Annotated in this window: 23 protein-coding genes and 1 pseudogene; 3 read left to right on the forward strand and 21 right to left on the reverse strand. The window is 53.3% G+C overall.

What is annotated here, in order from left to right; all coding sequences use genetic code 11:
- Positions 1–307: 307 nt before the first annotated feature.
- The 12 genes and pseudogenes from FH749_01605 to FH749_01660 all read right to left on the reverse strand — a co-directional run bounded on the left by FH749_01605 (position 308) and on the right by FH749_01660 (position 13,658).
- Complete coding sequence (locus FH749_01605; GenBank protein MTI94175.1) at positions 308–1,504, reverse strand: arginine deiminase; 1,197 nt, start codon at positions 1,502–1,504, stop codon at positions 308–310.
- A gap of 71 nt (positions 1,505–1,575) precedes the next feature.
- Positions 1,576–2,571 carry an ornithine carbamoyltransferase gene (gene argF, locus FH749_01610; GenBank protein ID MTI94176.1) on the reverse strand — a complete coding sequence of 332 codons (996 nt, stop codon included), beginning with the start codon at positions 2,569–2,571 and terminating at the stop codon, positions 1,576–1,578.
- A 25-nt stretch (positions 2,572–2,596) separates the two neighbouring features.
- Entirely contained in the window at positions 2,597–3,526 is a 930-nt protein-coding gene (gene arcC, locus FH749_01615) for a carbamate kinase (protein MTI94177.1), read from the reverse strand.
- 18 nt (positions 3,527–3,544) lie between these two features.
- Positions 3,545–4,525, reverse strand: a pseudogene (amrS, locus tag FH749_01620) (AmmeMemoRadiSam system radical SAM enzyme).
- Between the two features lies 1 nt (position 4,526).
- The gene (gene amrA, locus FH749_01625; protein MTI94178.1) at positions 4,527–5,906 is read right to left on the reverse strand and encodes an AmmeMemoRadiSam system protein A; all 1,380 of its coding nucleotides are present in this window, start codon (positions 5,904–5,906) and stop codon (positions 4,527–4,529) included.
- A gap of 1 nt (position 5,907) precedes the next feature.
- Positions 5,908–6,972 carry an alanine/ornithine racemase family PLP-dependent enzyme gene (locus FH749_01630; protein MTI94179.1) on the reverse strand — a complete coding sequence of 355 codons (1,065 nt, stop codon included), beginning with the start codon at positions 6,970–6,972 and terminating at the stop codon, positions 5,908–5,910.
- On the reverse strand, positions 6,969–8,336 hold the full coding sequence (locus FH749_01635; GenBank protein ID MTI94180.1) for a DNA mismatch repair protein MutL: 1,368 nt from the start codon (positions 8,334–8,336) through the stop codon (positions 6,969–6,971). Before FH749_01635 ends, FH749_01630 begins: the two co-directional genes overlap by 4 nt.
- Before the next feature lie 13 nt (positions 8,337–8,349).
- Positions 8,350–10,536, reverse strand: a complete 2,187-nt coding sequence (locus FH749_01640; protein MTI94181.1) for a LuxR family transcriptional regulator — start codon at positions 10,534–10,536, stop codon at positions 8,350–8,352.
- Between the two features lie 2 nt (positions 10,537–10,538).
- Entirely contained in the window at positions 10,539–10,901 is a 363-nt protein-coding gene (locus tag FH749_01645; protein MTI94182.1) for an ornithine aminomutase, read from the reverse strand.
- A gap of 2 nt (positions 10,902–10,903) precedes the next feature.
- A complete protein-coding gene (locus FH749_01650) occupies positions 10,904–12,316 on the reverse strand; it encodes a PLP-dependent lyase/thiolase (GenBank protein MTI94183.1) in 1,413 nt (470 codons plus the stop codon).
- Entirely contained in the window at positions 12,309–12,617 is a 309-nt protein-coding gene (locus FH749_01655) for a 2-amino-4-ketopentanoate thiolase (protein ID MTI94184.1), read from the reverse strand. Before FH749_01655 ends, FH749_01650 begins: the two co-directional genes overlap by 8 nt.
- A 12-nt stretch (positions 12,618–12,629) precedes the next feature.
- Positions 12,630–13,658, reverse strand: coding sequence for an NADP-binding protein (locus FH749_01660; GenBank protein MTI94185.1), 1,029 nt, complete (start codon positions 13,656–13,658; stop codon positions 12,630–12,632).
- A gap of 291 nt (positions 13,659–13,949) precedes the next feature.
- On the opposite strand from FH749_01660, the gene FH749_01665 reads away from it, so the two are divergent.
- Positions 13,950–14,726: a type II toxin-antitoxin system Phd/YefM family antitoxin gene (locus FH749_01665; protein ID MTI94186.1), complete on the forward strand. Its 777-nt coding sequence runs from the start codon at positions 13,950–13,952 to the stop codon at positions 14,724–14,726.
- Positions 14,727–14,788: 62 nt separating this feature from the next.
- Here FH749_01665 and FH749_01670 read toward each other — a convergent pair whose 3' ends face one another.
- The 5 genes from FH749_01670 to FH749_01690 all read right to left on the reverse strand — a co-directional run bounded on the left by FH749_01670 (position 14,789) and on the right by FH749_01690 (position 22,468).
- The gene (locus FH749_01670) at positions 14,789–16,927 is read right to left on the reverse strand and encodes a catalase (protein MTI94187.1); all 2,139 of its coding nucleotides are present in this window, start codon (positions 16,925–16,927) and stop codon (positions 14,789–14,791) included.
- A gap of 202 nt (positions 16,928–17,129) precedes the next feature.
- The gene (locus FH749_01675) at positions 17,130–19,190 is read right to left on the reverse strand and encodes an ATP-binding cassette domain-containing protein (GenBank protein ID MTI94188.1); all 2,061 of its coding nucleotides are present in this window, start codon (positions 19,188–19,190) and stop codon (positions 17,130–17,132) included.
- 86 nt (positions 19,191–19,276) lie between these two features.
- The gene (locus FH749_01680) at positions 19,277–19,636 is read right to left on the reverse strand and encodes a hypothetical protein (protein MTI94189.1); all 360 of its coding nucleotides are present in this window, start codon (positions 19,634–19,636) and stop codon (positions 19,277–19,279) included.
- A 396-nt stretch (positions 19,637–20,032) separates the two neighbouring features.
- Positions 20,033–21,388 (reverse strand): PAS domain S-box protein, encoded by a 1,356-nt coding sequence (locus FH749_01685; GenBank protein ID MTI94190.1) that lies wholly within the window; start codon positions 21,386–21,388, stop codon positions 20,033–20,035.
- A gap of 360 nt (positions 21,389–21,748) precedes the next feature.
- The gene (locus tag FH749_01690; GenBank protein ID MTI94191.1) at positions 21,749–22,468 is read right to left on the reverse strand and encodes an N-acetylmuramoyl-L-alanine amidase CwlD; all 720 of its coding nucleotides are present in this window, start codon (positions 22,466–22,468) and stop codon (positions 21,749–21,751) included.
- 118 nt (positions 22,469–22,586) lie between these two features.
- On the opposite strand from FH749_01690, the gene FH749_01695 reads away from it, so the two are divergent.
- On the forward strand, positions 22,587–23,030 hold the full coding sequence (locus FH749_01695) for a hypothetical protein (protein MTI94192.1): 444 nt from the start codon (positions 22,587–22,589) through the stop codon (positions 23,028–23,030).
- 10 nt (positions 23,031–23,040) lie between these two features.
- On the opposite strand, the gene FH749_01700 is transcribed toward FH749_01695, so the two are convergent.
- Together FH749_01700 and FH749_01705 are read right to left on the reverse strand one after the other, a co-directional pair.
- Complete coding sequence (locus FH749_01700) at positions 23,041–23,568, reverse strand: spore coat protein (protein MTI94193.1); 528 nt, start codon at positions 23,566–23,568, stop codon at positions 23,041–23,043.
- A gap of 64 nt (positions 23,569–23,632) precedes the next feature.
- Entirely contained in the window at positions 23,633–24,226 is a 594-nt protein-coding gene (locus FH749_01705; protein ID MTI94194.1) for a DUF4230 domain-containing protein, read from the reverse strand.
- Between the two features lie 338 nt (positions 24,227–24,564).
- Between FH749_01705 and FH749_01710 the strand changes: the two genes are divergently transcribed.
- Positions 24,565–25,125: a flavodoxin family protein gene (locus FH749_01710; protein MTI94195.1), complete on the forward strand. Its 561-nt coding sequence runs from the start codon at positions 24,565–24,567 to the stop codon at positions 25,123–25,125.
- A gap of 169 nt (positions 25,126–25,294) precedes the next feature.
- Here the strand turns inward: FH749_01710 and rpsI are convergent, their stop codons facing one another.
- Together rpsI and rplM are read right to left on the reverse strand one after the other, a co-directional pair.
- Complete coding sequence (rpsI, locus tag FH749_01715) at positions 25,295–25,690, reverse strand: 30S ribosomal protein S9 (GenBank protein MTI94196.1); 396 nt, start codon at positions 25,688–25,690, stop codon at positions 25,295–25,297.
- 21 nt (positions 25,691–25,711) lie between these two features.
- Positions 25,712–26,149 (reverse strand): 50S ribosomal protein L13, encoded by a 438-nt coding sequence (gene rplM / locus FH749_01720; GenBank protein ID MTI94197.1) that lies wholly within the window; start codon positions 26,147–26,149, stop codon positions 25,712–25,714.
- Between the last annotated feature and the right edge of the window lie 7 nt (positions 26,150–26,156).

Here is a 26,156-nt window from a genome sequence, read left to right on the forward strand (position 1 = left end):
CTGCTGCATTTAGCACAACTCAGAAGTCAGTCCGTCCCCCTTTCTCTATTTAGCTTATGTCAAGGCCCCTGACTACTTTCCTTTTGCAGTCAGACGCTCGGTTTTTCTCCGTAAAACAAAGGCAACCGAAAGTGCGGCTGTGCCGTACCCCGGTCGCCTAAGTTGCCCTCATTTCAGTAATTGACTGAGGCAGGCTTGGTTTATTTTTTTTGGTGCAAAAAATAGCGACCCCGTACAGTTTCGCCCGTACCGCGGTCGCTAAGCTGTCCTCATCGTGGTATGACTGAGGCACGTTTGGACTTTTTCGTTACTCCCGTTCTAAGGGCAGGCTCATGCAACGGGGGCCGCCCCGGCCCCGAACCAATTCCGAGCCCTCGATTTCGATGGTTTCGATGCCGGCAGACCGTAAAGTTTTGTTGGCCAAAGTATTGCGATTATAGACCACTACTTTACCTGGGGCCACCGCCAGCGTGTTGGTGGAATCGTTCCACTGCTCCCGGGAGGCCTGATGCAATGAGCTGCCATTGGTGTAAATTATCTGCACCGGCCGCTCCAGTGCCTGGGTAAGTCCGCCCTTGAGGTCACCCAGCTGTTCGGCATGGATGCGTCCGGACCGTCCCCGGGTCAGACGGTAAAGATATACCGAATCACGAATGCCGGGATAAAACAGGAACTTATCATAATCCAGCATTGTAAACACTGTGTCCAGATGCATATATGCCCGCTGGATAGGAATTTGCAGAACGAGGATCTGCTTGAGACGCTCCTGCTCGCCCAACAGCCGCAGGGCCAGAGTCTCTATCGCCTGTTCGGTGGTGCGCTGGCTCAGCCCCACAAGCAAAGTATCCTCCGAAAGCACCAGCACGTCGCCCCCCTCCAGGCCCTTGGGCATCGGTTCGGTGTCGATGATTTCCACATCGGCAAACAGAGGATGGTGCTTGACCACTTTGCGCAGGAACAGAGGCTCCCGTTTGCGGGCTTCGCTAAACATTGAACTCATCAGGATATCTTTGCCTACCATTACCCCATGGTCACGCATGAAATACATGCTGGGGAGCGGTGGCAGGTAGAAGGGAAAACCAACCGGTGTCAAATCGCTCAAGGACAAATGGTCCTTGAGGTCGCGGACCAAGCGCTTATGCAGACCGGCGGTCAATAACTCGGTAGTTTTATTATCAGGCAAATCCAATAGGTATTCAAAGACTGCGCTCCTGGTATCGGGATCAGCGATATTGCTCAGCTCTAAATGTTCCCGGATTAAATCTTCCTTAATTGGGCGCTCTGCCATGATGTCGGCAACAAGATCCTGGATGTAATAAACCCTGGTCCCGGCTTCGGTTAACGCCCGGGCGAAGGCATCATGCTCCTCCCTGGCCCGTTCCAGCCAGGGGATCTCGTCAAACAACATATCTTCCATATATGCAGGCAGCAGATGTTCCAGTTCCATACCGGGACGGTAGAGTAGCACTTTTTTCAGGGCGCCGATTTCAGATGTGACATTCATGGTTAATGCCCCCTTGGCTACAGCGTGCGCTGCTTAGGTTGGTTGGGCCCGGGCCATGCCGGGCCCTGGATTTAATTATTCCCTGCTGTTGCGACCATTACCGCCTTGATGGTATGCATGCGGTTTTCGGCCTGGTCAAAGACCTTGGAATACTTGCTCTCAAATACTTCATCAGTAACTTCCATTTCGGGGATACCGTGCTCTTGGAAAATCTGCTCGCCAACTGTAGTTTCCCGATTGTGGAATGCAGGCAGGCAATGGAGGAAAGTGACATCAGGAGCCGCCATTTTTATCATGTCCATATTGACCTGATAGGGCTTGAGCAGGGCGATACGCTCGGCGAATTGATCTTCTTCGCCCATGGAAACCCAGACATCAGTGTAAATGACATCGACACCAGCCACGCCTTCTTTTACATCGTCAGTAAGGGTGACCTGGGCGCCCGTTTCGGCAGCAATGTTCCGGGCCTGATCCACCAGTTCCGGCTCGGGGAACAGGCTGGATGGTGAAACGATCCGGAAATCCATGCCCATTTTGGCGGCGCCAATCATCAGCGAGTTGGCCATGTTATTGCGTCCATCGCCAACATAAGCAAACTTGATGCCCTTGAGCTTGCCCTTTTGCTCGATGATTGTCAGGAAGTCGGCGAGAATCTGGGTGGGGTGGTATTGGTCGGTGAGGCCATTCCACACCGGCACACCGGCGTGTTTGGCCAGCTCTTCCACAGTCTCGTGCTTGAAGCCACGGAACTGAATGCCGTCAAACATGCGCCCCAGGACCCGGGCGGTGTCAGCAACAGATTCTTTTTTACCCAGCTGAATGTCATCTTTGCCCAAGTAATCGGCATGGGCGCCTTCATCAGAAGCGGCAACCACAAAGGCGCAACGGGTGCGGGTAGAGGGCTTTTCGAAGATTAGGGCGATATTTTTCCCCTCCAGCATCCGGGGTTTTACGCCCGAGTACTTAAGACGTTTGAGTTCAGCCGAGAGCTCCAGCAGATAATTGATTTCCTCGGGGCTGTAATCCAACAACTTGAGAAAATGTCTTCCTTTCAAGTTAAAAGCCATTTCTATCCACTCCTTATATACGTTTTTACCGGATAAACCGGGTACCGGACTTACCTTCAATTGCTTCTAGGGCATTGTTCAGGGAAGCGATAACAGCCATCTGGCCACCAGCTTCCAGGAACCGTAGGGCAGCTTCCACTTTCGGACCCATGCTGCCGGCCCGGAAATGGCCCTGTTCCTGATATTTGCGGGCTTCTGTTATCGTCAGTTCGCCCAGGAACTGCTGATCGGGCTTGCCCCAGTTGATTGCCACGGCTTCGACATCGGTGAGAATCAAGAGGATATCGGCCTCGACATCGGCGGCCAGGCGCTGACCGGCCAAATCCTTGTCAATTACTGCTTCGACACCGACTAGCTTTCCATTCTCATCTTCGATAACCGGAACGCCGCCGCCACCAGAAGCAATGACCAGAATGCCCTTTTCAATCAGGGCGAGGACTGCGTCCTTTTCGATGATAGCCTTGGGATTAGGAGAAGGCACAACCCGACGCCAACCCCGCCCCGAGTCCTCGACAACAGCATAACCCTTTTCCGCCCGCAGTCGTTCCGCTTCTTCCTGGCTATAGAAGGGACCGATTGGCTTGGTGGGGTTCTTAAACGCGGGGTCATTGATGTCCACCAACACCTGGGTGACGACGGTGGCCACTGCTTGCTCTGGCAAAAGATTGCCCATGGACTGCTGAATCATGTAGCCGATAAAGCCCTGGGTTTCGGCGCCACAGAAATCCAGCGGAAACGGTGGGACAACGTTCTTGGCCTCTTCGTTCTGCAGAAGGATATTCCCCACCTGGGGACCATTGCCATGGGTGATAATGACCTCATACCCGTTGGTTATCATGTCCGCCAACTGTGCGCAGGTGTTGCGAACATTTTCCATCTGTATTGCCGCAGTTCCCGACTGTTTAGGCTGCAACATGGCATTGCCGCCCAGGGCAACCACAATCCGTTTGCTCAATCTAATCACTCCATTTCGTTAAAGATGTATGGGTATCCGGTGAGTACACCGGGGACATGAATCTTTATTTAGGTTGAATGCTATTCCCCGTCCTCTTACTATCACCGCTTCGCCGCATTCCGGACAATGAGTGCCGTCGATCTTGCCCGGGATATTGCCGACGTAGACATAACGCAAACGCTTCCGCGCCCGCGCTGCCAGGGCTCTGACCGTGGCAACAGAAGTAGGCGGTCGGCGCCAGTTACGCGCGGGGTAGTAGCGGGAAAGATGCAGAGGGATATCCGGGTCCAGCTCAGCAAGGAATTCGCTCAGCGCATCAATTTCTGCGGTGCCAGTGTTCTCATCGGGAACCAGCAGCGTGGTGACCTCGACATGGCAGCGGCCCACCGCCTCCCTGACGGTTTCGAGAACCGGGGCCAGACGGCCGCCGCAATGCTCCTGATAAAATTCCGGCCGGAAGGATTTAATGTCGATGTTTACGGCGTCAATGTAAGCCACGAGCTGTCGCCAGGGCTCGGGATTGATGAAGCCGTTGGTAACCAGCACGGTCTTCAATCCCTGTTTTTGCGCCAAGCGGGCTGACTCCAGCACAAACTCATACCACATTAGGGGTTCGGTATAGGTCTAGGCCAAGCCGATATTGCCGCGGTCCCTGGTTTCTTTGGCAAGTTCGACCACTTCGGCTGGGGTGACCGCTTTTGTCGGCCAGGCGCCGCTTACCGCCTCATGGTTCTGGCAAAACCCACAGTCTAGATTGCATCCCGTGGAGCCCAGAGACAAAATCATTGACCCGGGGTGGAAATGGTAGAGGGGCTTTTTCTCCATCGGGTCTAAGGCAATGCCGCCGAGCTCGTCATAGTTTCGGGCATGGAGAGCTCCCTCTCGATTTTCCCGGACAGTACAGCGCCCCCGCCTTCCGGGCTGAATTCGGCAGTTATGCGGGCAAAGCGAGCAAATCACGCTGCCGTCCTTTCCGGGCTGCCACCAAAGCGCTTCCATCTCAGCTATACCTTGTGACCGTAAATGTGAAGAGTTTGGCTTCATCGCGATGCTTTTCCGAGATGCCAGCTTTCTGGCAAGTTATCGCCAACTGTTCTTCCGCTGTATCGACTCCGGGGAGATCGGGCAGCAAGAGACCGCGTCGGCCTTGCCATTCCACCACAAGTCCCAGTTGTTTCGGGTCCAAGTCCGCGAAGGAGGCGGGAGTCAGCCCGCCCAGGACATCTATACTGATGGACAACTCTGTCAGCTCCGCTTCGGTCACCGGTTCAAACCGGGGGTCATTGACAGCGGCGTCAACAGCGTTCGCAATGATTTCTGTTGCCAGATTGGGATGTCTGGGCTCGATGGTGCCAATACAACCCCTGAGCTGATCATCCAGCTTGAGACTGACAAAGGTCCCGGCCCGCTTATCCAGAGGCGGCGCCAAGTCAGCAGGAGCATCCAAGTATTCACCGCTGGTCAAATAATGGCTTATCGCCTCCCGGGCAAGCGCGGTGAGCCGACTCCTGTCCTGGGGGGTGTGGTCGGGGAACTCTGCCTGACCGTTGGGGCCCCGTACATCAAACCCGGCCACCAGATAGCCGACGCCAAAGGGTCCTTCATAGCTGAGCACCTGTGACTCAACCTGCCACTGGGATAAGCTCCCCAAAAGGGTAATCAAGGGGCGCCAACCGCATTCGGCGGCCCGTTGACGCTCATCGGGGGGAATCGCCAGTACAGTTGCAAACTCTCCCCGTTCCAGGGCGCTGGTCACCAGTTTATCGAATTTGGCTCCTGCCGGATTGTACGGCGAAGGCGCGTCATCTGTCAAACAATGGGACATGTCGCCGCTGGCAATCAAGGCGAGTTTTTTGTCAGTGGCCATTGTCAATGCTCGGCCGATTTCCCAACATTGTCGGGGCGCCAAACCGCCGATGCGGACAACCGCAATTTTTCCGCGCCAACCCGCCTGTTCCAGATACCAGAGGGGAATCATGGCGCCATGGTCCAGTTCGGTGCTTTGTCGGTGTTTACCTAATTGCCTGCCGTCCACGGCATACAGGGGTAAGTTAACGCGCTCAGCCAGCTGATCCAGCGCTTGCACATAAGCGCTATCATTTTCCCAGACCATGGACTCGGGCGAACCAAAGGCAGTGAACCCGCCTTTCAGCGGCGTCCAATCGGCGACGGTGTACGCATCAGAAAACACGGGACCGTGGGGGGTGATAATCACCACCAATTCCGGCTCCCGGGCCGCTATCCGGCCGGCCAACTCCCGACAAGCCTGGTCGGTGGACTGCACTTCCGGTTTTTGTTCATCGCCCACGCCTGTAATCAGCAGGGGCGGATGGGGAAACAGTCCGGCGTAGACCAGAGGGGACAAATTAACACCTCCCAATTTAGTGACGGTATTCTTTGTGCACGAACTGGGATGTCATTGCTGCAAGCAACGCGCCGTACCCCGGGCTGAAGGTTAGTATATCTCCAACCGCCAGCGTACTTGCATAATTGGTCACATCCAGAAGCAGGTGGTCGCTGCTGGCACCAATTATTTCAATGCCATCAGGCGCCTCCAAACTGTCGATGGCAACATCTTGCCGCCCCAGGGCGACAATTGCCCGCTTGTGGATGCCTTTGTTTACAAATTCCGGCGTACCGCCAAAGGCATCCTGACCGATCTCTCCAATGGGCACCGATGGTTTTTCACGAAGTTCGATGACTTCAGCCTGCAACTGGAAACAATCGAGGTGGGCGCCGGGAACAGGCGCCCGGGCCACCGTCTCGCGGCCCAGCACAATGGACTCGCCAAGACGCAATTGGGTAACCGGCGGCAGCTTACCTGCCAATAGCAGGGGCAGGCTGCTGGAGTTACCGCCGGAGATTACTGGCAACGGCCGTCCGTAAACAGCCTGGGCGCGCTCATTGAGACTCAAGAGCTGTCCCAGGTTTTGCTGGGTGGGGATTACGCCACCGTAACAAGTGAGGTTTGTGCCCAGTCCCAGCAGCTGGATATGCTCAAGTCCGGCGATTGCTTTAACGGTTGTTTCCAACTGATCCGGCCAGATACCTTCCCGCAAGTCACCCAAATCAACCATAAGGATGATTTTATGGATGGTGCTCTGGTTGGCAGCGGCCCGGTTCAGGGCTTCGATGGTGGCCAGCTCCGAGTTGAGACTGACCTGAAAATATTTAACTACGTCTTCGACCTGGCTGGCCATGGGCAGACGCAATAAAAGCATTGGCGCATTAATTCCTGCCTCTCGCAGACGACGGGCGTTCTCCACCCGGGATTCACCAAGCATTTCAATACCACCGGCAATAAATGCCCGGGCCACTTCCGGATCGCCACAGGTAACCTTGGTTACTCCCACCGGCTCGATGCCGTTTTCTCGGCACAATTTATTCAGCAAGGCGGCATTTTCCTGTATTTTAGCCAGATCAATAATCAACTTGGGGTATTTCACTCTGCCTCTCCTTTCCCGTCAATGGCCAGCGATTTCATGAGCAGCTGCACTGCCGCCCGGGGATGATTCTTTGCCAACACCCCAACGGTGGCCATTATATAGTCCCGGTCCAATAGCACCCGGGTCTCTGCATCCGGTTTTAGCAACTGAGGGTCCCGGATTTTCAGGCCCTCGGCCAGTAATTGTTTGCCCCGGGGCAAGCGGGTGAGGGCGCCGCCGGTGCCAATCACGTATTTGACCTTGGTCAAATCCTTACCCCGGACTATTCGGTGGCGGCCACCGGGTCCGTAGATATAACTAATCCGGCCGGCATGGCGTTCTAAAGCCGCCTTTACCGCCCCCCCGGTCAGGGCCTCGGCCACGGCAATCTGTTCTGGGCTGGTGGGAATCGGCACAACGGCCGCTTCCGGGTCCGCGACACCGGTCAGCGCGTGCAAATTCTCCTGACCGAGCAAGTTTATCAGGTTGGAAGCGTTGACATAGACCCCCAAATCCCCTTCCACCGTCCGCTTGGCCAGCGGCTCAGGACTGAGGGCAATTGCGTTATATTCATCAGAGCCGGGGGTCACCGAATGCAGATCAGTGGTGGCGCCGCCAACGTCAAAGACCATCAGGTCGCCCAGCTCCCGGTATAGGGTGATGGCAGCGTTGAGCACCGCACCGGGCACCGGTTGGATGGAGCCCTGAACAAGCTCCCGGATTTGCCCCATTCCCGGGGCATGGACGATATGCTTCTCAAATGCAGCCTGAATCGCCTGACGGGTTGGTTCCACGTTTAACTCGTCTATCCTGGGGTAAACATTCTCCACCAGCACAAGGTCAAATTCACTGCCGCCAAATATTTTGCGGATATCCTCGGTGATGGCGACATTGCCGGCATAGATCAAGGGAATCGGCAGATTCAGGGCCGCAAGCTTGCGGGCATTATCGAGAATGATCTCCCTTTCGCCATAGTCGACACCGCCAGCCAGCAAGATAATATTTGGCATAATCGTCCGGATCTGCTCCAGGTCGCTTTCGGACAAGGGACCCGCTGTTACCTGGTGCAGGACAGCGCCAGCCCCCAGGGCGGCCTCCCGGGCTGCCCGGGCCGTCATGTCATAGACCAGGCCGTGGACGGTCATTTTCAGACCGCCGGCAGCGCTGCTGCAGGCATAGATTGTGTCCCAGGATAACTCCTCGGCGCCGAGATTATTCTGGAGAGCGGCCAGGGCCTGTTTCAGGCCCTGGCGCACATCTCCCTGTTCCACTGTTGTCGGTCCCTGACCCTGCCCAACAAAACAGGGGTCTGTTTCCAGATTGGCGAAACCGCTGACCACCGTAGTGGTGCTACCGATTTCTGCCACGATTACATCGAGTTTCACGGGATCAACTTCCTTACTCGCCGCGGCGTTTTTTGACCAGGAAGCTTGCGACCATGTGTCCATTGCTGCCCCGGCCAAAACCGGCGTCCATGCCCTCTTCCTTGGCGATATCATCAGTTACCTGGGTTCCGCCGGCCACCAGGATGATTTTATCCCGGATTCCTTTTTCCTTACAGAGGTCGTTGAGCCGGCGCATGTTGATGCGGTGAATGTCGGCATGAGTAATGATTGTGCTAATGAGAATCGCGTCGGCTGCTGTTTCAATCGCCGCATCCACTACCTTCTCGATGGAAACGGAAGTGCCAAGATAGTGGCACTGCACGCCGAAACCTTCGATGCCGCCGTGCTTGATGTCGATAATCTCCCGCATACCGACCGAGTGCTCATCCTCGCCGACGGTGGCGCCGACAATGGTCATCGGTTTTTCCTTGATATCAGCGCGAATTTCATCTTCGCTCAAGAGCGGCACTTCCGGCGGAATGTCCAGGGTGGAGGGATCGATGTCGATATCGACCTTGCCCTTCAGCTCCAGAAAGGTGCCTTCCACAGGGTGCATCGCCTGCTTGTTGATAACCTCGGCGTCCTTGATGCCCATCTTCTCCGCCAGGGCAAGGGCAGTATACTCTGCCACCCGCAGACTGGTGGGGAAGAATAGATTCATGCTGACCACGCCGTCGGCATACCATTCCACCTCGGGGCGCAGCAGGCCCTGCTCCCGATGCTCGGCCTTGGCCGCCATCCGCTGATTAGCATTATCCTCTTCATCAAGTTCATCGATATAGACAATCTTGTCGGGGTTGCACAGGGTGCAGCCGTCGATGAGATCACAGGGCTTCTGGCCGGCGCGGATGTTGTTGCGGCCATAGTGGTGACAGACCGGCGCCAGGTAATCTTCATCCCGGGGAGTGATTGTATCAACGCCAATGCCGCCGTCCATATGGCGGACGATGCCGTCGGCATTGCGCTGGGGATAATAACCGGAGTCCACGAAGAAACCCTGCTCAACGGCTTTGAAGTAGCCGCCAACTTCCAGCATTTCCTCCAGGAAGAGGATTGCCCGCTCTTTGAGCTCCCGCACCCGCTCCCGGAGCACGCCATCTTTTTTGAGCTCCACCAAGTCTTGAAGACCGTCGAGGCCAATCAGGGCCTGCTTGGCAGTGTTGACAGCGGCAACCGAGTTATAATGCCAGGGCACGTTGCGGCCCTCATCGGGGGTAATGGTGCTCTGGATGTCAACGCTGGTCAGCCGGGAGATCATCAGGTTCAAAGCATGGGTTACGGTGACTTCCCGGGTGCAGGACTCCATGTACTTGGTGTTCATCTGGGCCCGCATCTTGTATTCGCCGAACAATTCCCGCAAAGCCACGGCGTACGGCAGATCCAGATACATGTTGGGCGCCGGTGTGGCTGTAGGGGGAACCGTGGATAAACTGATATTTTCTTTCTTCATGCCAACCTTGACCGAGTAGGCGGCATTGATGCCGTGCTGAACCATCAGCTCGGGCATAACCTTCCAGGCTTCCCGGGCGGTTGCGTTGGCGTTATGGGCGCCGTCGATCTGCAGCATATCTACCGAAGCCATCAACTTCTTGGCAACGGCAGCATCGACAAATGAACGCAGCATATTGACGTTGCGGTAGAGCACGTTGTACTGGGGATCCTGATGGGCGCCGTTTACCCCTTCTTCGGCGAAAAGCACAGCAATATCCGGGCCAGCAACGCCACTGACATATGAGTGCAAGTTGATGGGGCGACCGACTTCATCTTCGATGATGTCCAAAGCCTTGCGGCTGGCGCGGATTTGCTTGCGGGTGATGGGCACGCCGCCCACCCCTTCGGGTGTACCTTCAATCAGGCCATCATAATGACTCTGGCCGGCAGTGCGAATGACCATGATATGGTCGGCGCCATGCCAGGCCGCCATCCGCATCCGACGGATATCGTCTTCAAAGCGGCCGGAGGCGATTTCGGAAGTGATAACGCATTCCGGTTGCGGGTCGATATTGCCAAAATATTTGGCAGCCGGTAGCGGCTGGCTGTTGGTCAGTGATTCCGAGACCTGCTTATATTTAAACGGTCCGATCTGGGTGTCTTCCGGCAGGCGCTTGCGCCAGGTCCAGCCTTTGCGGCGCGGACGATAGCTTTCCAGGTCCTGCAGGATTGCTTCTACGTTTAGCTTCACATTCGCTTGCATGTCCATGCTTAATTACCTCCCGCCACTTGTTCTTCCACCTGGTCCCAGAGGCGACCTTCAGCCAGTTCCAAGCCGGCCTCCCGGTAGGGTTTGCCGCTCAGCTCCGCGGCTTTCAGGACCATATGTCCGGCGCCTTTGCCCAAGAGGCCGCGCTGCTCACATTTTTCCACGATGTTCTTGGCCTCGAGACTGCTGAAACCCATCCGCAAGAGGACAGAGCGCTCAATTGCCGGAGATGTATGGGTTTTGGCCAGTTCGGTCATGGGAGTAACAACCTGGTCGAGAAGCTCCCAAAATCGTTGATTAAGCTGTTCGTCGCTGAGGTCGGCCAAATGTTTGCGTCGCTCTTGATAATCGTCTTTTCTTTCCATCTCTACCTGCCTCCTTGTGCTCTCAGTTGTTCCTGCACCCAGTCAATACTAGCCCGACAGTCCTCGGCCAAGAACTTAATGTCCTCGGCGCAGAGGTCGATTGCCTCAAATTGCTTGAGGGCGTTCTTAATGTAAGACTTGCGCAGGTCATCCAAATCAGTTTCCACTGCCTTAATTTGCCGGGGATGTTCGGGAAGAACAATCGTCTCACCCGGCTTGTTTTCCGCCGGGTCTCCGACAGAGATCTTGATGCCGTTGGCCCGGGCAAAGCTCAGCTGTGCGCTGACATGTTTACCGGCGCCAGTGTATTCAGTCTCCTGGACGACAAGGACCTTATCCTGATCCATTTCCGCCGCCAGGGCAATTGCTGCCGCCAATGAAGTGTTGCCCGCCGGGCCCCGTTCCAGGCCTTCCAGTTGGGCGAGGAGTTCGGTAACGTAAAAGGCCTCGCCCTGGGTTATGGTGACATAGCGGTCCATATAGCGTAGCGGCCGGGCAGCGTTCTTGGGCACATCGGCCCGGTCAGGCCAGGTGGCGAAGGGAACGCCAAAACCGGTATGGCCGGTGGTAAAGGATTTGCGGTTGAAATCCTGGTCGCTGGCCATATGCAGCCCCGAAAGGTCAACACTGGCAGCGACGATTTCGACATCCACACAACCGGCCTTGATCAGGCCGCGGGCGGTACCGGTGAGGTTGCCACCACCGGCATGGGTGACGACCACAGTATCCGGCTTAAGGCCATGTTGCTCCCGCAGTTGTTGTTCAATCTCCCAGCCCAGGGTCTCCACCCCGGCAATCGCGTACGGAGTATATAAAGAAGCGTTGAAATAGCCGGTATCCTCCAGGGTGCGTAGGAAAACATAGAATAGCTCCGGCCCCACCGAGAGTTGCAGCACTTCGGCGCCATAGGCTTCACATGCCCGGCCTTTCTCGGCAATCTCGGGCTGGAAAACGCCGCGGCTGTCAAAGGCCTCCTGGACGATAATCGACCGCAGATTCTTCATCGCCGCCTGGGAAGCAACAGCGGCGCCATAGTTGCCACTGGTGGCGGCCACTACGCCTTTGTAACCATGTTTGGCGGCATGATAGACGGCCAGGGCAGCGCGCCGGGCCTTAAAGCTGCCAGACGGATTTGCGGCTTCGTCCTTGAGGAATATCCGGGCGCCTTTACCGGCGGGCGCAAATTTGCGCACCAGCGCTGTAATGTTCTTCAGTTCTAGAAGTGGCGTGTTTCCGACACCGGCATCGCGCTGAATTGACACTACCTCGTCGAGACTGTAACCAGCTTCCTTCATCATGCCCTCATAGTCGAAGGCCAGTTTGCCCATGGTATAGCGGCTGTAGTCCATACCGACGGCCTGCTTCATAATGTCATTGCGGCGGTCCATTACTGCCTTGTATGAGTTGTCAGTCATTGTCTCCGCCTCCCATCAGCTGGCGCACCTTGACGCCGATCTCAAGAAGTTCCGGCACAGCTTCGCCGAAGTCATGGGTATAGCGGGGCATGACTGCAACTAGTTCGCCCCTCAGTACACGACCGCTGAGGGTGCGGATTTCCGCCTCGCTCCCGGGACTGGCTTGACTAACCAAAAAACCTTTGGCCAGCATCACCAAGGGTGTGTCGGCGGTATCGGCGGGCACCTGGGGCGCCCGCTCGCCGGCAGCGAGGACCTGGTGACGTATTTGCACCCAGGTTCCTGCAGCTACTGTATCCAAAGTCAATACCTCCTAGCGCTTAATCAGTTGACGAATATCGCCGAGAATTGCCGGTGGCAGAGGCAGGTCGATCATTGAGACCAGACCGGCAGGCGCATTAATCACGTTGGGAATTGAGTTCACGGCGACGGCGATTGTACCAATGCCGCCAGGGATTTCCGGCTTGATGGCCAGGTTGACATCGGGCTCACCCTTGATCCAGATGTAATCGCCGGTGTCAACGCCTTCGGCCTCGGGACGCACCTGCTGGGGATGCTCCATGGTGATAAGCGTCTTGCCATCTTTGATGCCATAGGCAATATGTTTGCAGCCGGCAACCATACCCGGAGCCACTTTCACATGCGGGGTCTCCCGGTGAGTTTTGGAGATAATCGGCTCTTTAGTTTGCTTGATTTCATCTAATTCCCAACCCAGTGCCTTGGCGACCATTGCCATGGACTCGGGGAAGCCGACGTGGCCAACCACGGTGCCTGCTTCGACACCGGCCTTGAATTCTTCGGGGCTGATGCCGACGCCCTGGGTCCGCATAACGGTGGGGCCAAAGGGTGAAAGGTCGTTGATCCGCGCAGCCTTGATTTCGGTTACGTTATAGCAAACGCCGGTCATGGCCACAATCAGCAGGTCGAGGACAAAACCGGGGTTGATACCGGTGCCCAGCACTGAGACATTGTTTTCCCGGGCCAGTTTGTCAATTTTCTCAGCCAGTTCTGGCTGCTGTTGCTGAGGATAGGCCATTTCTTCGGCGATACAAATGACATTCTTTTTCGCTTCGATAGCCTGAACCAGTTGGGGATATACTTCCTCTGTGAAGGAGCCGGTAGCGACGATAACCAGGTCGGCGTCGGCTTTGAGCGCTTCGGCAGCGTTGTTCACAACCTTGGCATTGCTCGCCACACCAAACAGCTCGTTCAGGGTTTTACCCTGCTTGTTGGGATCGACATCAATCGCGGCCACACTTTCGGCGCCGGTTTTGCTGCCCAGCAGCTTAACCATACCGCCACCCATGGCGCCAAGACCCCAGTGAATAACTTTAACTGTCATTAAAAATACACCCCTTTTCATGGATTATGTTTCCCCAATTACCAAATGCAAAAACCGTACCATCGGCAGGTAAAGCCTTTTATTACGGGAAGGGACAACACTGCCAACTTTTTTGCACCAATCAACCGCCACCTTTTTTGCACCATGCCCATTCGGGGACGGAGGTTAAATGGGCACGGCTTGAGATGCGCCAATCGAGAACCGTCCTGAATTGGCATCGCACGAACCCAGACATAGAATCGTACATCTCGCTTGCGGAAAACGTACAATACTTATATAATTGTACCGGAGGTGATTTCTTTGAAACCCCGCAAGTACAAAGAAGGTACGGTAGTAACGGCCACTGAGTTGAAGCAGAATTTCGGCAAATACCTGGATTTTGTCGAGGCGCAAAATGATGTGGTAATCAGCAAAAACGGACATAAGGTTGCCCGGCTCACCCCTTATGTAACGGATATCGAGCAATACTTCACCATCCGGGAAAAGGCGTTGGATTACCAGTACGGCGGCAAGAAGGTGTCGTATCAAGAATTCATGGAAATCTACGAGAAGAGCACGCTGCGGATGGAGTTTATTAACGGCGAGATTTATCTCCTGGGCTCACCCAGCATCGGTCACCAGGAGATTCTGGGTCGTCTGTATTTGCAGTTCCATGAATCCTTTAAGGGCAACAAATGCCGGGTGTTTTTTGCTCCCTTCGACGTACATTTTCACAAGATAGACTTTAAGGAACCGGATGTAATGCAGCCGGATATCCTGGTCGCCTGCGACCTGGAAGGCAATATTAGCGAAAAAGACCGGTATATGGGGACCCCGACGTTGGTGGTTGAAATTCTCTCCGACAGCACCCGCACCAAGGATATGGTCGACAAGCTCAGCACCTATATGCTCTCCGGTGTTGAGGAATACTGGCTATTTGACCCCAAGCAGGAGAGCGTGATGATTTACTCCTTTGCCAAGCACGAGATTGACAGCTGCAAGGCATATGAACGGGGCGATACTGCTCAGTCGAAAGTGTTTGCTGGGTTGCAGGTCGACGTTGAAAGCCTGTTCACCAACCTGCTCTAGGGCCACTCGAGGACGGTTCTCGATTGGCATAACAGAAAAAGCGCCTCGGGGCGCTTTTTCTGTTATGCTGGAGTCATTTCGGCCTGGTGCTGACGGGCCCAGTGCCGGTGCTGGCCAATTGCCTTGATAAACTCCTGGGCCAAGCCGCCGAGGTCCTTAGTGTCGCGGACGGTGACAACACCCAGCTCAGTGACGACATCGCCGGACGATTCCGGTCCGGCCATGGCCACATCCCGAATCCCCGACACGGCCAGCAGATCGCAGCCTTCGTTGGCGGCGGCTACCGCCTTGTAATGCTTGAATGCTTCGTTGACAAAGCCCAGGGCATCGCCCTGAAGGAGCAGGCTTTCGACGCACTTTTTGCCTCCGGCCACATACACAGCATCGTACATCACCGAAGATGTGGTCCACCAGTTGTGGCCTGCCTCCAACTCCTGTCCGTCTTCACTGGAGAGCATACCCTGGTGCTTGGAGACAAGCTCCACAACTACGTCGGCGGCCCGCAACTGGTCCATGACCTGGGAAACCTCTTGGTAATTGAAGCCGTTGTCGGCGAGGATTGCCACCCGCCGGGTGGCTGCAGACATCGGTGTATTCAGCTGGCTGACAGCCGGCGAGTTGTCGCTAACGCCGGTGCCCCCGGGCTGGGATGGTGGCTTGACGCCAATCCCCTGGGCAATCTGCTTGGCCAGTTCGCCATCGACGTTGTTGAACAGATGGACAATCTGCTCCCGGATACATTTATCCTTCACCTTGCCTACCTCAAAATGGAAGGCATCGATGATATGCTTTTTCTCCGGCTCGCTCATACTGTTCCAGAATAAAGTTGCCTGACTGAAGTGGTCCATAAAGCTTTGGCTGCGGGCGCGGATTTTCTTACCATCCACCTTCTCCGCGTAATGGACGTATCCGCCCTGGGCCTCCGGCGCCGGTGTCGGCGCGTTCTGCTGCAGGCTGTTGGGTGCGTAACTTACCTTCCCCCGATCAATGGTCATCCGGTGGTAGCCGTCCCGCTGGTTGTTATGGACCGGAGCCAACGGCCTGTTGATGGGAATCTCGTGGAAGTTGGGTCCGCCCAAACGGATGAGCTGGGTATCCATGTACGAGAAGAGGCGGCCCTGAAGCAGGGGATCGTTGGTGAAGTCAATTCCCGGCACCACATTGGCCGGGTGGAAAGCAACTTGCTCGGTCTCGGCGAAGAAATTGTCGGTGTTCCGATTCAGGACCATTTTGCCGATTTTCTGTACCGGCACAATCTCCTCGGGCCAGAACTTGGTGGCGTCGAGAATGTCGAAGTCGAAGTCAAACTCCTGACTTTCATCAATCATCTGCACGCCCAGTTCATATTCGGGATACTGGCCCATCTCAATGGCCTCCCAGAGATCGCGACGGTTGTAGTCAGGGTCCTTGCCCGCCAGCTTTTGGGCCTCATCCCAGACCAATGAGTGAACGCCTAACATAGGTTTCCAGTGGAATTTAACAAACCTTCCTTCGCCCTGCTCATTGACAAAGCGGAAGGTATTGACGCCGAACCCCTCCATCATCCGATAGCTGCGGGGAATCGCCCGGTCCGAGAGTAGCCACATGATCATCGGGGTAAGCTCCGGGGTGTTGGCGACAAAGTCCCAAAAGGTGTCATGGGCCGCCGAGGCCTGGGGCATCTCATTATGGGGCTCCGGCTTGATGGCATGGACGATGTCGGGGAATTTGATTGCATCGTGGATGAAAAATATCGGAATGTTATTGGCCACCAAGTCGTAATTGCCCTCTTCGGTATAGAACTTGGTGGCAAACCCCCGGACGTCCCGGACGGTATCTGCTGAGCCCCGAGACCCAACCACGGTGGAGAAGCGCACAAACACCGGGGTCTTCTTAGCCGGATCCTGGAGAAAACCAGCTTTAGTGTAGGTCGCCATCGACTCATAGGGCTGAAAATAACCATGGGCGCCAAAGCCCCGGGCGTGGACAACCCGCTCGGGAATCCGCTCGTGATCAAAATGGGTCATCTTCTCCCGGAAGTGGAAGTCCTCCATCAATGTCGGGCCGCGCTCGCCTACCTTCAGCGAATCGTCAGTATGGGACACCCGGAGGCCCTGATTGGTGGTGAGCTTCTCGCCAGCATGGTCGGCGCGAAACTGGGTGAGCTGTTCTATCTTGGTCTTATCGGTGATTTCCGTCTGTTCCTTTTGGACCTTATCCATCGTTGCACCCTTTCCAAATTATTCTCCCCTTAGTGTGCAACCTCTGGCAAGTTCTTATGCCCGTGATTAAGACAGTTTTGCGGACTGGCTCACGCAGAATAAAATTCCTCAGAGTAAACTTCACCGTCAAGCATACCGCAAGACAGAACATATGATTGTTTTACAATAGCAGCTGGACAACTGCTTCAGGTATTGTTAGCCCTTAATTCCTCATTATCCTATCCGGTTGATATCTGTTAACTATCACCAGAGAGATTATTGTTGGCATGACTACTGCCACCAATGAAACCAGCAAATTGATAACAAGAATGCTTATCCCTAAATTGATAATGGCGAAACTGAACATAAAGTTAACTGCCAGTATCAACAGTAGGGAAACAAGTGTTGCTAACCCAGCAATGGTTAATACCTGAATACCTGACTCAGTTAAAATTAATTTAGTTAGTTCTGCCCGTGTCAATCCATTCGCCTTTAAAAGTGAAATCTCATATTTACGGCTCATCATATTGTTAGTGTGGATTATCGCCATCAGCAAAAATATAATGACAAGAACCACTAAAACAACCGAAAGCGCAACCTGGCGGACGTTCCCTATCAATGAATTCCTGGCATTAATGTCTTGGTATTCACTAGCCGTACGAAAATTTGGGTTTATGGTGGCAACACTATCTCTGAGCTGCTGAACCAAGTTATAGCTTTTTGCATAAGCAACATAGAAACTGGGAAACCATTCATCTTCGGGCTGTCCATGCTGGGACTGAGTTTCATTTAAAATTTCCATCATCAGCGAATGAGGTATAAATATAACATTATTTCCATGATCAGTGTATTGGTTTGTTACCAGATCATCCAAAACACCTGCCACCTGGAACTTAAAATTTTCAACCACGAACTCGTCTAGCTTTACCGAGTAGGCACTACCCTCTTCATCCACTGTTGCTTCGGCAACTTGATAATCACCCGTCGGAATACAAGCTTGCACATTCAAGACAACATCTTGCGCCAGAGAATCTATTTCCAGGACCTCAGCGAATTGTGCTGATATATATATTGGATCCTGAATCGTGGCTGGAGAGGCTATCTCAAGCCTGTTATCTAAATTTTGTTCCGGGAAATATGGCAATAGAGAATAGACATCATAAGGGGGGGTATTCATTATATTAAAGTTATACTCTCTACCATTAACACTGATGGTGGACAAGTCACCGGCTCTCTGATGAGAAAATGAACGAAACTCTATAAAAGGGTAGATAGAATCAAGTTGTACGATTTTGGCCAATGCTTCAGCTTCTTGAGCATCAACGGGCATATTAGCTTCGTCATACAAAACCCGTCCCGCGCCAGAAGCCATATTAGATATATACACCTCACGCGAGGACATCTGCTCGATTAGGGCTTCTGATCCCTCAATAAATGCTTCTCCGAAGTTAAATGCTGCTGCACTAAACGCGATGGCAATTGCACATATAGTAGTCATCAAGCTCTTTTGAAAGTGGTGTTTTCTTGCGGATTTTTTTGCATAATTGTAGAAAAAACCAAGCCCGAACATCCGTGATGACGCGACTTGATTGGTAGTGGTGTCTTGGTGTGTTAAACTTAACAAATCGGCGCCTTTAACTGGGTTTAGTTTTGTGTTCTTAATTTCGTAAATTACATCGGCCTGATTGTAGATTTCTGCGTTGTGACTAGCGATAATCACTTTTTTTGAATCTTCGTGGGCCATCCGCCGCAGAATTTTCATAATACGTTGAGAATTAGTTGTATCTAAAGCGGATGTCGGTTCGTCGGCGACAATTATATCCGGCTGTTTGGCAAGGACACATGCTAAAGCAGCTCGTTGTTGTTCCCCGCCCGACAATCGCCTGGGGTAATGATTCAGATGTATGCCCGGCAGCTCGACATAGTCCATATAGTCCCGCACATTTTTGTCGCTAATCGGTATGTTGGCTATGGATGCCGATAATATAATGTTTTCCTTAATTGTCAGGTTATCTATCAAATTATTGTCTTGAAATATAAAACCGATTCTCTTTTTTCGGAGCTCACTGGTAACAACATCACTAGTTAAATCGATAGAGTTTCCATCTAATTGATAATGGTACTGGTCATTCGAAGAAATTAGGCCGATGTGGTATAACAGTGTTGATTTGCCACTGCCGCTTTCACCGATAATCGCGGTAATTCTGCCGTCCAATAGGTCAATAGCACCGTCGACAATTAAATCCCTGTCAAATCTAATGTTAATATTGCTTAGCCTGAGCATATCGACCCCTCCCTTTTAGGTAAATTGCTAGAGCATCCCCGCCAAAGGGCGGGGATGCTCTAGCGGCGAAGTCTGCGATTTGCGATCTAAGGAAACAAAATACTAAATGAGCCTTCCTGCACGTTCGAGCCTTGGAAAAACCAGTATTCACCGTACGCGTATCCTACTCCAGTGAAATTTATAATTTCATACTCTCCCCTAAAAGTAGATGGTCGATCCAAGCCATAATCAAACCATGCATCATGCACCCATCCTGTTACAACGTTGCCATAAGCGGAAAATCTTACCCACTCATGTCCGTGCCAACGAGTCTGAGATTTTGTAGTATTGGATGCGCTAGCTATATCGGCCAAGCTCGCGAAGATAAGTGTCATAAGAATAACAACAGCAATAACCTTAAAAACCTTGTTTTTTCCCATTATAATACAACCTTTCTTTATTTTCAATTCTTGGCCTGCAATGTTAGCAAACTATGACCACCTCCCGTTACATGCTTCTACCTGCACGCAACAATGCTCCTCCGATGAGACACAAGTTGATAGGAAGTTATGCCGTAAGCAGAATGCACTAGAAAAATACAGAATGTTACTTAAGCTTACCCCCCCCCCCCCCGAAAAAGGTCAAGCTAAATCGTGCAACATAATTCACCATTTTCCGACATTAATGCTGCATGTAAAGTATACCAAACTCGATTGGCATAAAAACAAACGGGAACCGCTCACAGTAACGGTTCCCAGTTCTAACATTTATGATTTATCCGCAGTAAGCGCCCGGACCAGCATGATTGCGGGACAAAAACGCTAAAAGATCCCACCAATTGAGAACCGTCCTGTTTTGGCATTTTACAAGCCATGTCGCTTCAGTTTATACTGCAGGGCCTGGCGGGTGACGCCCAACATCCGAGCCGCCCGGGTGATATTGCCGTTATAGCGGTCCATAGCCCGGCGAATCAGGCGGCGCTCCACTACGTCCAGGGCCTCGGGGAGGGTGAATTCCTCCAAATCCGAACCGTCGTCCCGGGAGCGCTGACCCAAGAGGTGTTGGGGAAGGTGCGGGACATCAATCACCTGTTCGTCGCCCAGGACGTTCATCGCCCCTTCAATGATATGCTCTAACTCGCGGACGTTGCCTGGCCAGGCGTAGGTGCGGAACAATTCCGCCACCGCCGGCGATACTCCCTCTACAGAAAGCCCGAATTCTCGGTTATATTTGTCAACAAAGTGCCTGGTCAACAAGTCAATATCTTCCCGACGGCGTACCAGTGGCGGTAAAGTGATATTAACCACCGCCAGTCGGTAGTATAGGTCCTGACGCAGAGTGCCCTGGGCAATCGCCGCCTGGGGTTGGACATTGGTTGTAGCAATTACGCGCACATCCACGGGCACCTCTTTCATTCCCCCGACTCGGCGCACGCGGTGTTCCTGTAAAACCCTCAGAATCTTGGCCTGAAGATCAATGCCCATGGAATTTATTTCGTCTAGAAGCAAGGTGCCGCCGCTGGCCTGCTCCAGCAGACCGGGCCTATCCACGGCGCCAGTAAAGCTTCCTTTGACGGTGCCAAAGAGAATCCCCTCCAGCAGTGAGCCAGGGAGGGCGGCGCAGTTTTGGGCAATGAACGGGCCCTGGCGGGCGCTGGCATTGTGAATGCTCTGGGCCACCAATTCCTTACCGGTGCCGGTTTCGCCGTAAACTAATACCGGCGAGACGGTGCGGGCTGCTCGGCGGGCCAACTCCAATTGTTGCTGAAGAGCAGGGCTTTCGCCGATTATATCTTCAAACGTAAAGCCCTGGGGCTGCTTGCGGGCACCTTGTTTCTTAGTGTAAAGCTGTTGCTGCAAATCGATGACCTTGCGGGCCAGATCTTCCATCCGGGTAACATCCTTGGCCACCTCCAACACCCCGATAAACCGGGAACGATGCCAGAGGGGAATTGTGCTGTTCACGGAAGTAATTCTCTGTCCCTTATGGTTATGGTAGGTCTGCACTTGATCATATATCGGTTCCCGGGTGCGGAGCACCCGAAGGATTGTACTGGTCTCAGGGGTCAGGGATGGAAACATCGTCAGGACATCGGTGTTAATGACCTGGGAATAGTCCATGCCTTCCATTTTTGCCAGCGTCGGGTTGTAGAAAACAGTCCGGCCATGCTCATTCACCACGTGTATACCCTCGTCAATGGCGTTGAGGATTGCCGTCATTTCACTGGACGAGCGGTCGCTCTCGGTAATCATTAGCAGTGTATAACCAGCCCAACCGTCGGCGGTGATGGTCAGAGTCCGCCCCTCCAGGTCGATGTCTTGGGGCAAGTTGCGGCTCCAACCATCCAGAGCAGCGGGCAGAGGATTACCTAACTCCAACTTCAGCCCTTCCAAAAGCTCATGGGCGCCGGTACTGGCGTACACTAAATTGCCCTGTCCATCCAGGACCAACAGAGCAGGAAATCCGGTTTTATCTATCAGACTGGCTAAATCAAGCATAAAGAAAACACCCCCTGACATAGCTTTAATTAGCCATTGGGGGCGCTTATTCCTGCTGAAAAGGGCTGGAATAACATAACTTTAACGTCTATCCAGCTCAGTGGGGTAATGAATATATTTGCTAATGCCAAGCATTATGGCCAGGGCCAGCCGCCGCTGGTATTCCGGTTGTTGAAGCAAGGTCCGCTCCCGGGGGTTGGAGATAAACCCCACCTCTACCAGGCTGCCGATCCGGGTGCTCTCCCGAAGCAAGTAGTAGTCGCCGGAAGCAACCTGACGGCTGGTGTCTGTAAACCGGGTCAGGAAAAACTGTATATCTTCCGCCAACAGCTTGCCGCCGCCATACCCTTCCTGAAAAAAGGTCTGCGCGCCATACCAAACGGACGAGCCAATGGCGTTACAATGGATCATGATAATCACATCCGGCTGGCTCTGCTCGACTACTGCCAGACGCCGCTGATAATCTGCGCGTTTCCGGGTCATATCGCCAGGGTCGTCTTCGCCAATCAGACTGTAGTCCCCATACCTGGTCATGAGCACCCGATACCCTGTGGCTAGCAAGACCTCCCGCAAAGCCAGGGCCACTTCCAAGTTTATGTCCTTCTCCAGCACCCCGTCCCGCTCGGCACCGCCATCATACCCGCCATGGCCGGGATCTATAACCACTAACGGCGGCAAAGAGCTGTTTTCAGTGGTAATCGGTACAGTTGGCTGGGCAAGGATAGTCGCCAGGACCAGGACAACAGCAAGCCCGGCGCCCAACACAATTCGCAGCTGCAGCGGCATTGCGCCTGGTCGCATTCCCTCACCTCCCTGCTGATATATATGTTGTATATGCTAAATTATTAGCAGGAATGTCTGTGGACAATAAAGAATTGTTTCTATATACGACCGGTATCTATCCAGAGAGGTGATATAAATGAAGCGTTACTCTTTCCATCCCCGGGGCAGACTAATTTGCTATATTTTTTTGATTCTCCTCGGCCCCCTGATTGCCCTGGCTGGAATGCTGGCCGGCACCAGGGTCGGCCTCACCCACTTTCTGCCTATTTATGGGGTGGTTTCTCTGATTTTTGTTCTGGAAATATTCCAGCACCTAACGGTGACTAATGAGGGCATCGAATACTACTCGCTTACCAAGCGCGCTCGCCTGAGCTGGGACCAAATTAAAACTGTTGAACTCCGGCAAATTGGCCATCGTCAGGCCCTTTGCTTCGCGGTTAAACCTGTTGTCAGGCCCCGGCCGGAGGCAATCAGCGCCGATTTTATCATGACATATAACCCTGACCCTGTGCTTTTGGCCTGGATCAAACAACGCTGGGGTCAGATTGACGGTCTTGAGAGCAAAGAAAAGAGCGCCTGAGGGCGCTCTTTTACTGGGGCTGATACATCCCCTGGCTCTTCATGTAGTTAAAGATCTGTTCGCCATGCTGTTGTTCCTCTTTTTGGATGTGGTTGAGGACGTCTCTGGCGTTGCTGTCCTGGAACTCAAAGATCGCTGTATTGTATGTGCTGGACACATATTTTTCGGTCATCAACATATCGTTGCAAAGAGCCGCGTCATTTTCGTCATATGACTGCTTGCCCGAGCCAGAAGCCTGCATCTGGAATGAATTTGATTGCCCTTTGGCGACCTGTTGTCCCTTTTGTTGCTGGCCTTGCTGCTGTTGCTGACCTTGTTGCCCCTGTTGTTGCTGGTTAGTGGCGGGAATCTGGCCACTGAGCATCTGGGTTACTGAGTTCAGATGTTCTTTTTCTACCTGGGCAATATCGTTGAACAGTTGTTTCAGCTGTGGATCCCGAGCCTGATTGGCATAACTCTGATACTTTTGAACGCAAATTTCCTCATGCTTTTGTTGATCTTGAAGTAGCGCTGTTTCTTTCTGGGTTAATTGCAGCACACAAACACCTCCATGTTTTTTATAGTGTTTGTGAAAGACCCCGGTTTAATGCGTCAGCGACCACCTATTCGCCTTGCGAATAGGTGATTTCGATTTCGGTGAAGCCAAGATTGCCAAGGAACGCCGCGATCAGGGCTTCCGCCTGGGTGGCTGCCTGAAGCAACAGGCCCCGTTCCACAGCTTCCATTTCCATCCGTTGCTTTTCGTTAGGCAGGACGGAATACAGGTCTTCGAAATCCAGCTTGTTGAACAGTGCAGAACTCTGATCATAGATGTAAACGTCATCCTCATTGAGGACGCTGTCGGTAACCCGTGGCTGCGGCAAAACTATTTCAATCGCCTGCTCCGGGTCAATCGCCACCGAAATTGCCTCCAAATCGACACCCGCTTTCACATAGCCGGTGTACATGAGCATAAAACTCTTGGTGGTAAACGGCAGTGTCATATTACGAAACTTTATATTATCTTCCCAGGCCACCACATTGGTATAGTTATAGCGGGCTGTGGCCAACTCTCCCAGCATTGCAATCTGCTCCTCCACCAGCTGCGTAGTTACAGTGGAACCACTAACGGTGTTTTTTGTTACATACAGATAAGATGACAACCCAACTACAACAACCAGCAAGAGGATAATCACCAGATTTTTTAGTTTACGCATCTTTCTCCCCCCTCATTTGAAACTGACAGCAATGGGCCCATTTGATTATACCAGTGTTTGGCGTCAGATTGTGACAAAAAAACAAACAAATGTTTGGTTTGGAGGTGAGGATTTATGAAGCGGGATTTCGGCTTGGTCTTGACCGGTGGCGGTGGTCGCGGCGCCTACCAAATTGGCGCTTGGCGGGCGCTAAGAAGAGCTTGGCCTGGACACACGCATTGGCGCTGTGGCCGGCACCTCTGTTGGCGCGCTGAATGCGGCCCTTTTTACCCAGGGTGATTACCAGCGGGCCGAGCAGGCGTGGCTGAGCATCAGCCCGGAGCAGGTGTTGCATGTAGATATATGAAACCATTTCCTTAGTGAACTATAATCTGCTACCTTGTACAGGTTGTGGCCAATGTTTTCATTCCAAACAATGCTGCCAGGATGATGACTTTAACCATCTGCATAAGCTTATGAACACAGCTGACGGCCTGATTGTTGTCAGTGCTCACTATGCTCCCATTCCGTCGAAGTTGGCAATCCTGTTGGAGAAAGCAGAGCAAATCGCCTTTTTGGGTCGATTCCATGGCGACCTTTGCCGCTCTTCCCTCTTTGGCAAACCTGCTGCAATAATCGGCCACGGCGGTGGCACTGAAGAGATTATGAACGGTTATAAAACCGTTGTCTTAAAAGCAATTGCCAACGCCTTGATGTATCCGATTGACATGGACATTATCCGCATAGGCGACGACCGGGACCCGGGGGTAGTCTTCCCCGTGGCGAAAGTGAGCAAAGACCCCGATTCTCCGTTCCCCGTTCAGGAATACGACTGGCCGGATATCCAACGCCGTATCACTCCAATCGTGCAGGCGCTCGCCGGGCGTATGCTAAATCAGGACGGTTCTCAATTGGCATAGTATAAACAAAGCCCGCCTACAAGAGTAAATAACCCGGTCTTCTTTTGGGAGAATGTGAGCAGTAGGCGAAAAAGCAACTCATTCTTTCGTGGGTGCCAATCGAGAACCGTCCTCGATTGGTGCGAAAAGACTCTGTGGGTGTCCACAGAGTCTTTGGTTTTGCTTTTTTTTAACGCTTGGAGAATTGGGGTGCACGGCGGGCTTTCTTGAGGCCGTACTTTTTCCGCTCGGTCATCCGTGGGTCACGGGTGAGGAAGCCGGCTTTCTTAAGGGTCGGGCGGAGCTCGGCGTCTGCTTTGAGCAGGGCGCGGGCGATTCCGTGCCGGATTGCGCCGGCCTGACCGCTGATGCCGCCGCCATCAACGTTGGCGAATACATCATAAGTGCCGATGTTCTGGGTTGCTTCGAGAGGCTGGGCAACGATCAGCTTCAGGGTTTCAAGACCGCCAAAGTAATCGTCGATATCCCGCTTGTTGATAACAATCTTACCTTCGCCAGGGACCAGACGGACCCGGGCGACTGCGTTCTTCCTACGACCGGTACCAATGTACTGAACTTGAGCCATTATTTACACATCCCCCTTTCCTTAACCTCTTGGTTCCCATTTTTCGGGCATCTGGGCGGCATGGGGATGGTCCGCGCCTTTGTAAACCCGGAGTTTCTTGAGCATTGCCCGACCCAGCTTGTTGTGGGGGAGCATGCCCTTGACGGCCAGGTGCAGTACCCGCTCGGGATGCTTCTGCATCATGGTCGCGAAGTTGGTTTCCTTTAGTCCACCGGCATAACCGGTGTAGCGATAATACTTTTTGTCTTGGGCTTTGTTACCGGAAACAACGACCTTTTCAGCGTTTATGATGATAACGTGGTCCCCGGTATCAACGTTAGGGGTAAAAACTGGTTTGTGTTTGCCGCGCAACAATGTGGCGACTTCACTGGCCAGGCGACCAAGGGTTTTGCCCTCGGCGTCAACCAACAGCCATTTACGTTCAATCTGACCTGGTTTGGCCAAAAATGTGGTGCGCATGTTTTCC

The sequence above is a fragment of the Bacillota bacterium genome (genome assembly GCA_009711825.1).
Taxonomy (GTDB): domain Bacteria; phylum Bacillota; class Proteinivoracia; order UBA4975; family VEMY01; genus VEMY01.

Excerpts from the sequence above, each read along its gene's own strand:
- FH749_01695 (MTI94192.1), top strand. The coding sequence starts at position 22,587 with ATGAAGCGTTACTCTTTCCATCCCCGGGGCAGACTAATTTGCTATATT.
- FH749_01640 (MTI94181.1), bottom strand. The coding sequence starts at position 10,536 with ATGGACATGCAAGCGAATGTGAAGCTAAACGTAGAAGCAATCCTGCAG.
- rpsI (MTI94196.1), bottom strand. The coding sequence starts at position 25,690 with ATGGCTCAAGTTCAGTACATTGGTACCGGTCGTAGGAAGAACGCAGTC.
- FH749_01660 (MTI94185.1), bottom strand. The coding sequence starts at position 13,658 with ATGACAGTTAAAGTTATTCACTGGGGTCTTGGCGCCATGGGTGGCGGT.
- FH749_01650 (MTI94183.1), bottom strand. The coding sequence starts at position 12,316 with ATGACTGACAACTCATACAAGGCAGTAATGGACCGCCGCAATGACATT.
- rplM (MTI94197.1), bottom strand. The coding sequence starts at position 26,149 with ATGCGCACCACATTTTTGGCCAAACCAGGTCAGATTGAACGTAAATGG.
- FH749_01685 (MTI94190.1), bottom strand. The coding sequence starts at position 21,388 with ATGACGGCAATCCTCAACGCCATTGACGAGGGTATACACGTGGTGAAT.
- argF (MTI94176.1), bottom strand. The coding sequence starts at position 2,571 with ATGGCTTTTAACTTGAAAGGAAGACATTTTCTCAAGTTGTTGGATTAC.
- FH749_01645 (MTI94182.1), bottom strand. The coding sequence starts at position 10,901 with ATGGAAAGAAAAGACGATTATCAAGAGCGACGCAAACATTTGGCCGAC.
- FH749_01675 (MTI94188.1), bottom strand. The coding sequence starts at position 19,190 with ATGCTCAGGCTAAGCAATATTAACATTAGATTTGACAGGGATTTAATT.
- FH749_01705 (MTI94194.1), bottom strand. The coding sequence starts at position 24,226 with ATGCGTAAACTAAAAAATCTGGTGATTATCCTCTTGCTGGTTGTTGTA.
- FH749_01605 (MTI94175.1), bottom strand. The coding sequence starts at position 1,504 with ATGAATGTCACATCTGAAATCGGCGCCCTGAAAAAAGTGCTACTCTAC.
- FH749_01690 (MTI94191.1), bottom strand. The coding sequence starts at position 22,468 with ATGCGACCAGGCGCAATGCCGCTGCAGCTGCGAATTGTGTTGGGCGCC.
- FH749_01670 (MTI94187.1), bottom strand. The coding sequence starts at position 16,927 with ATGGATAAGGTCCAAAAGGAACAGACGGAAATCACCGATAAGACCAAG.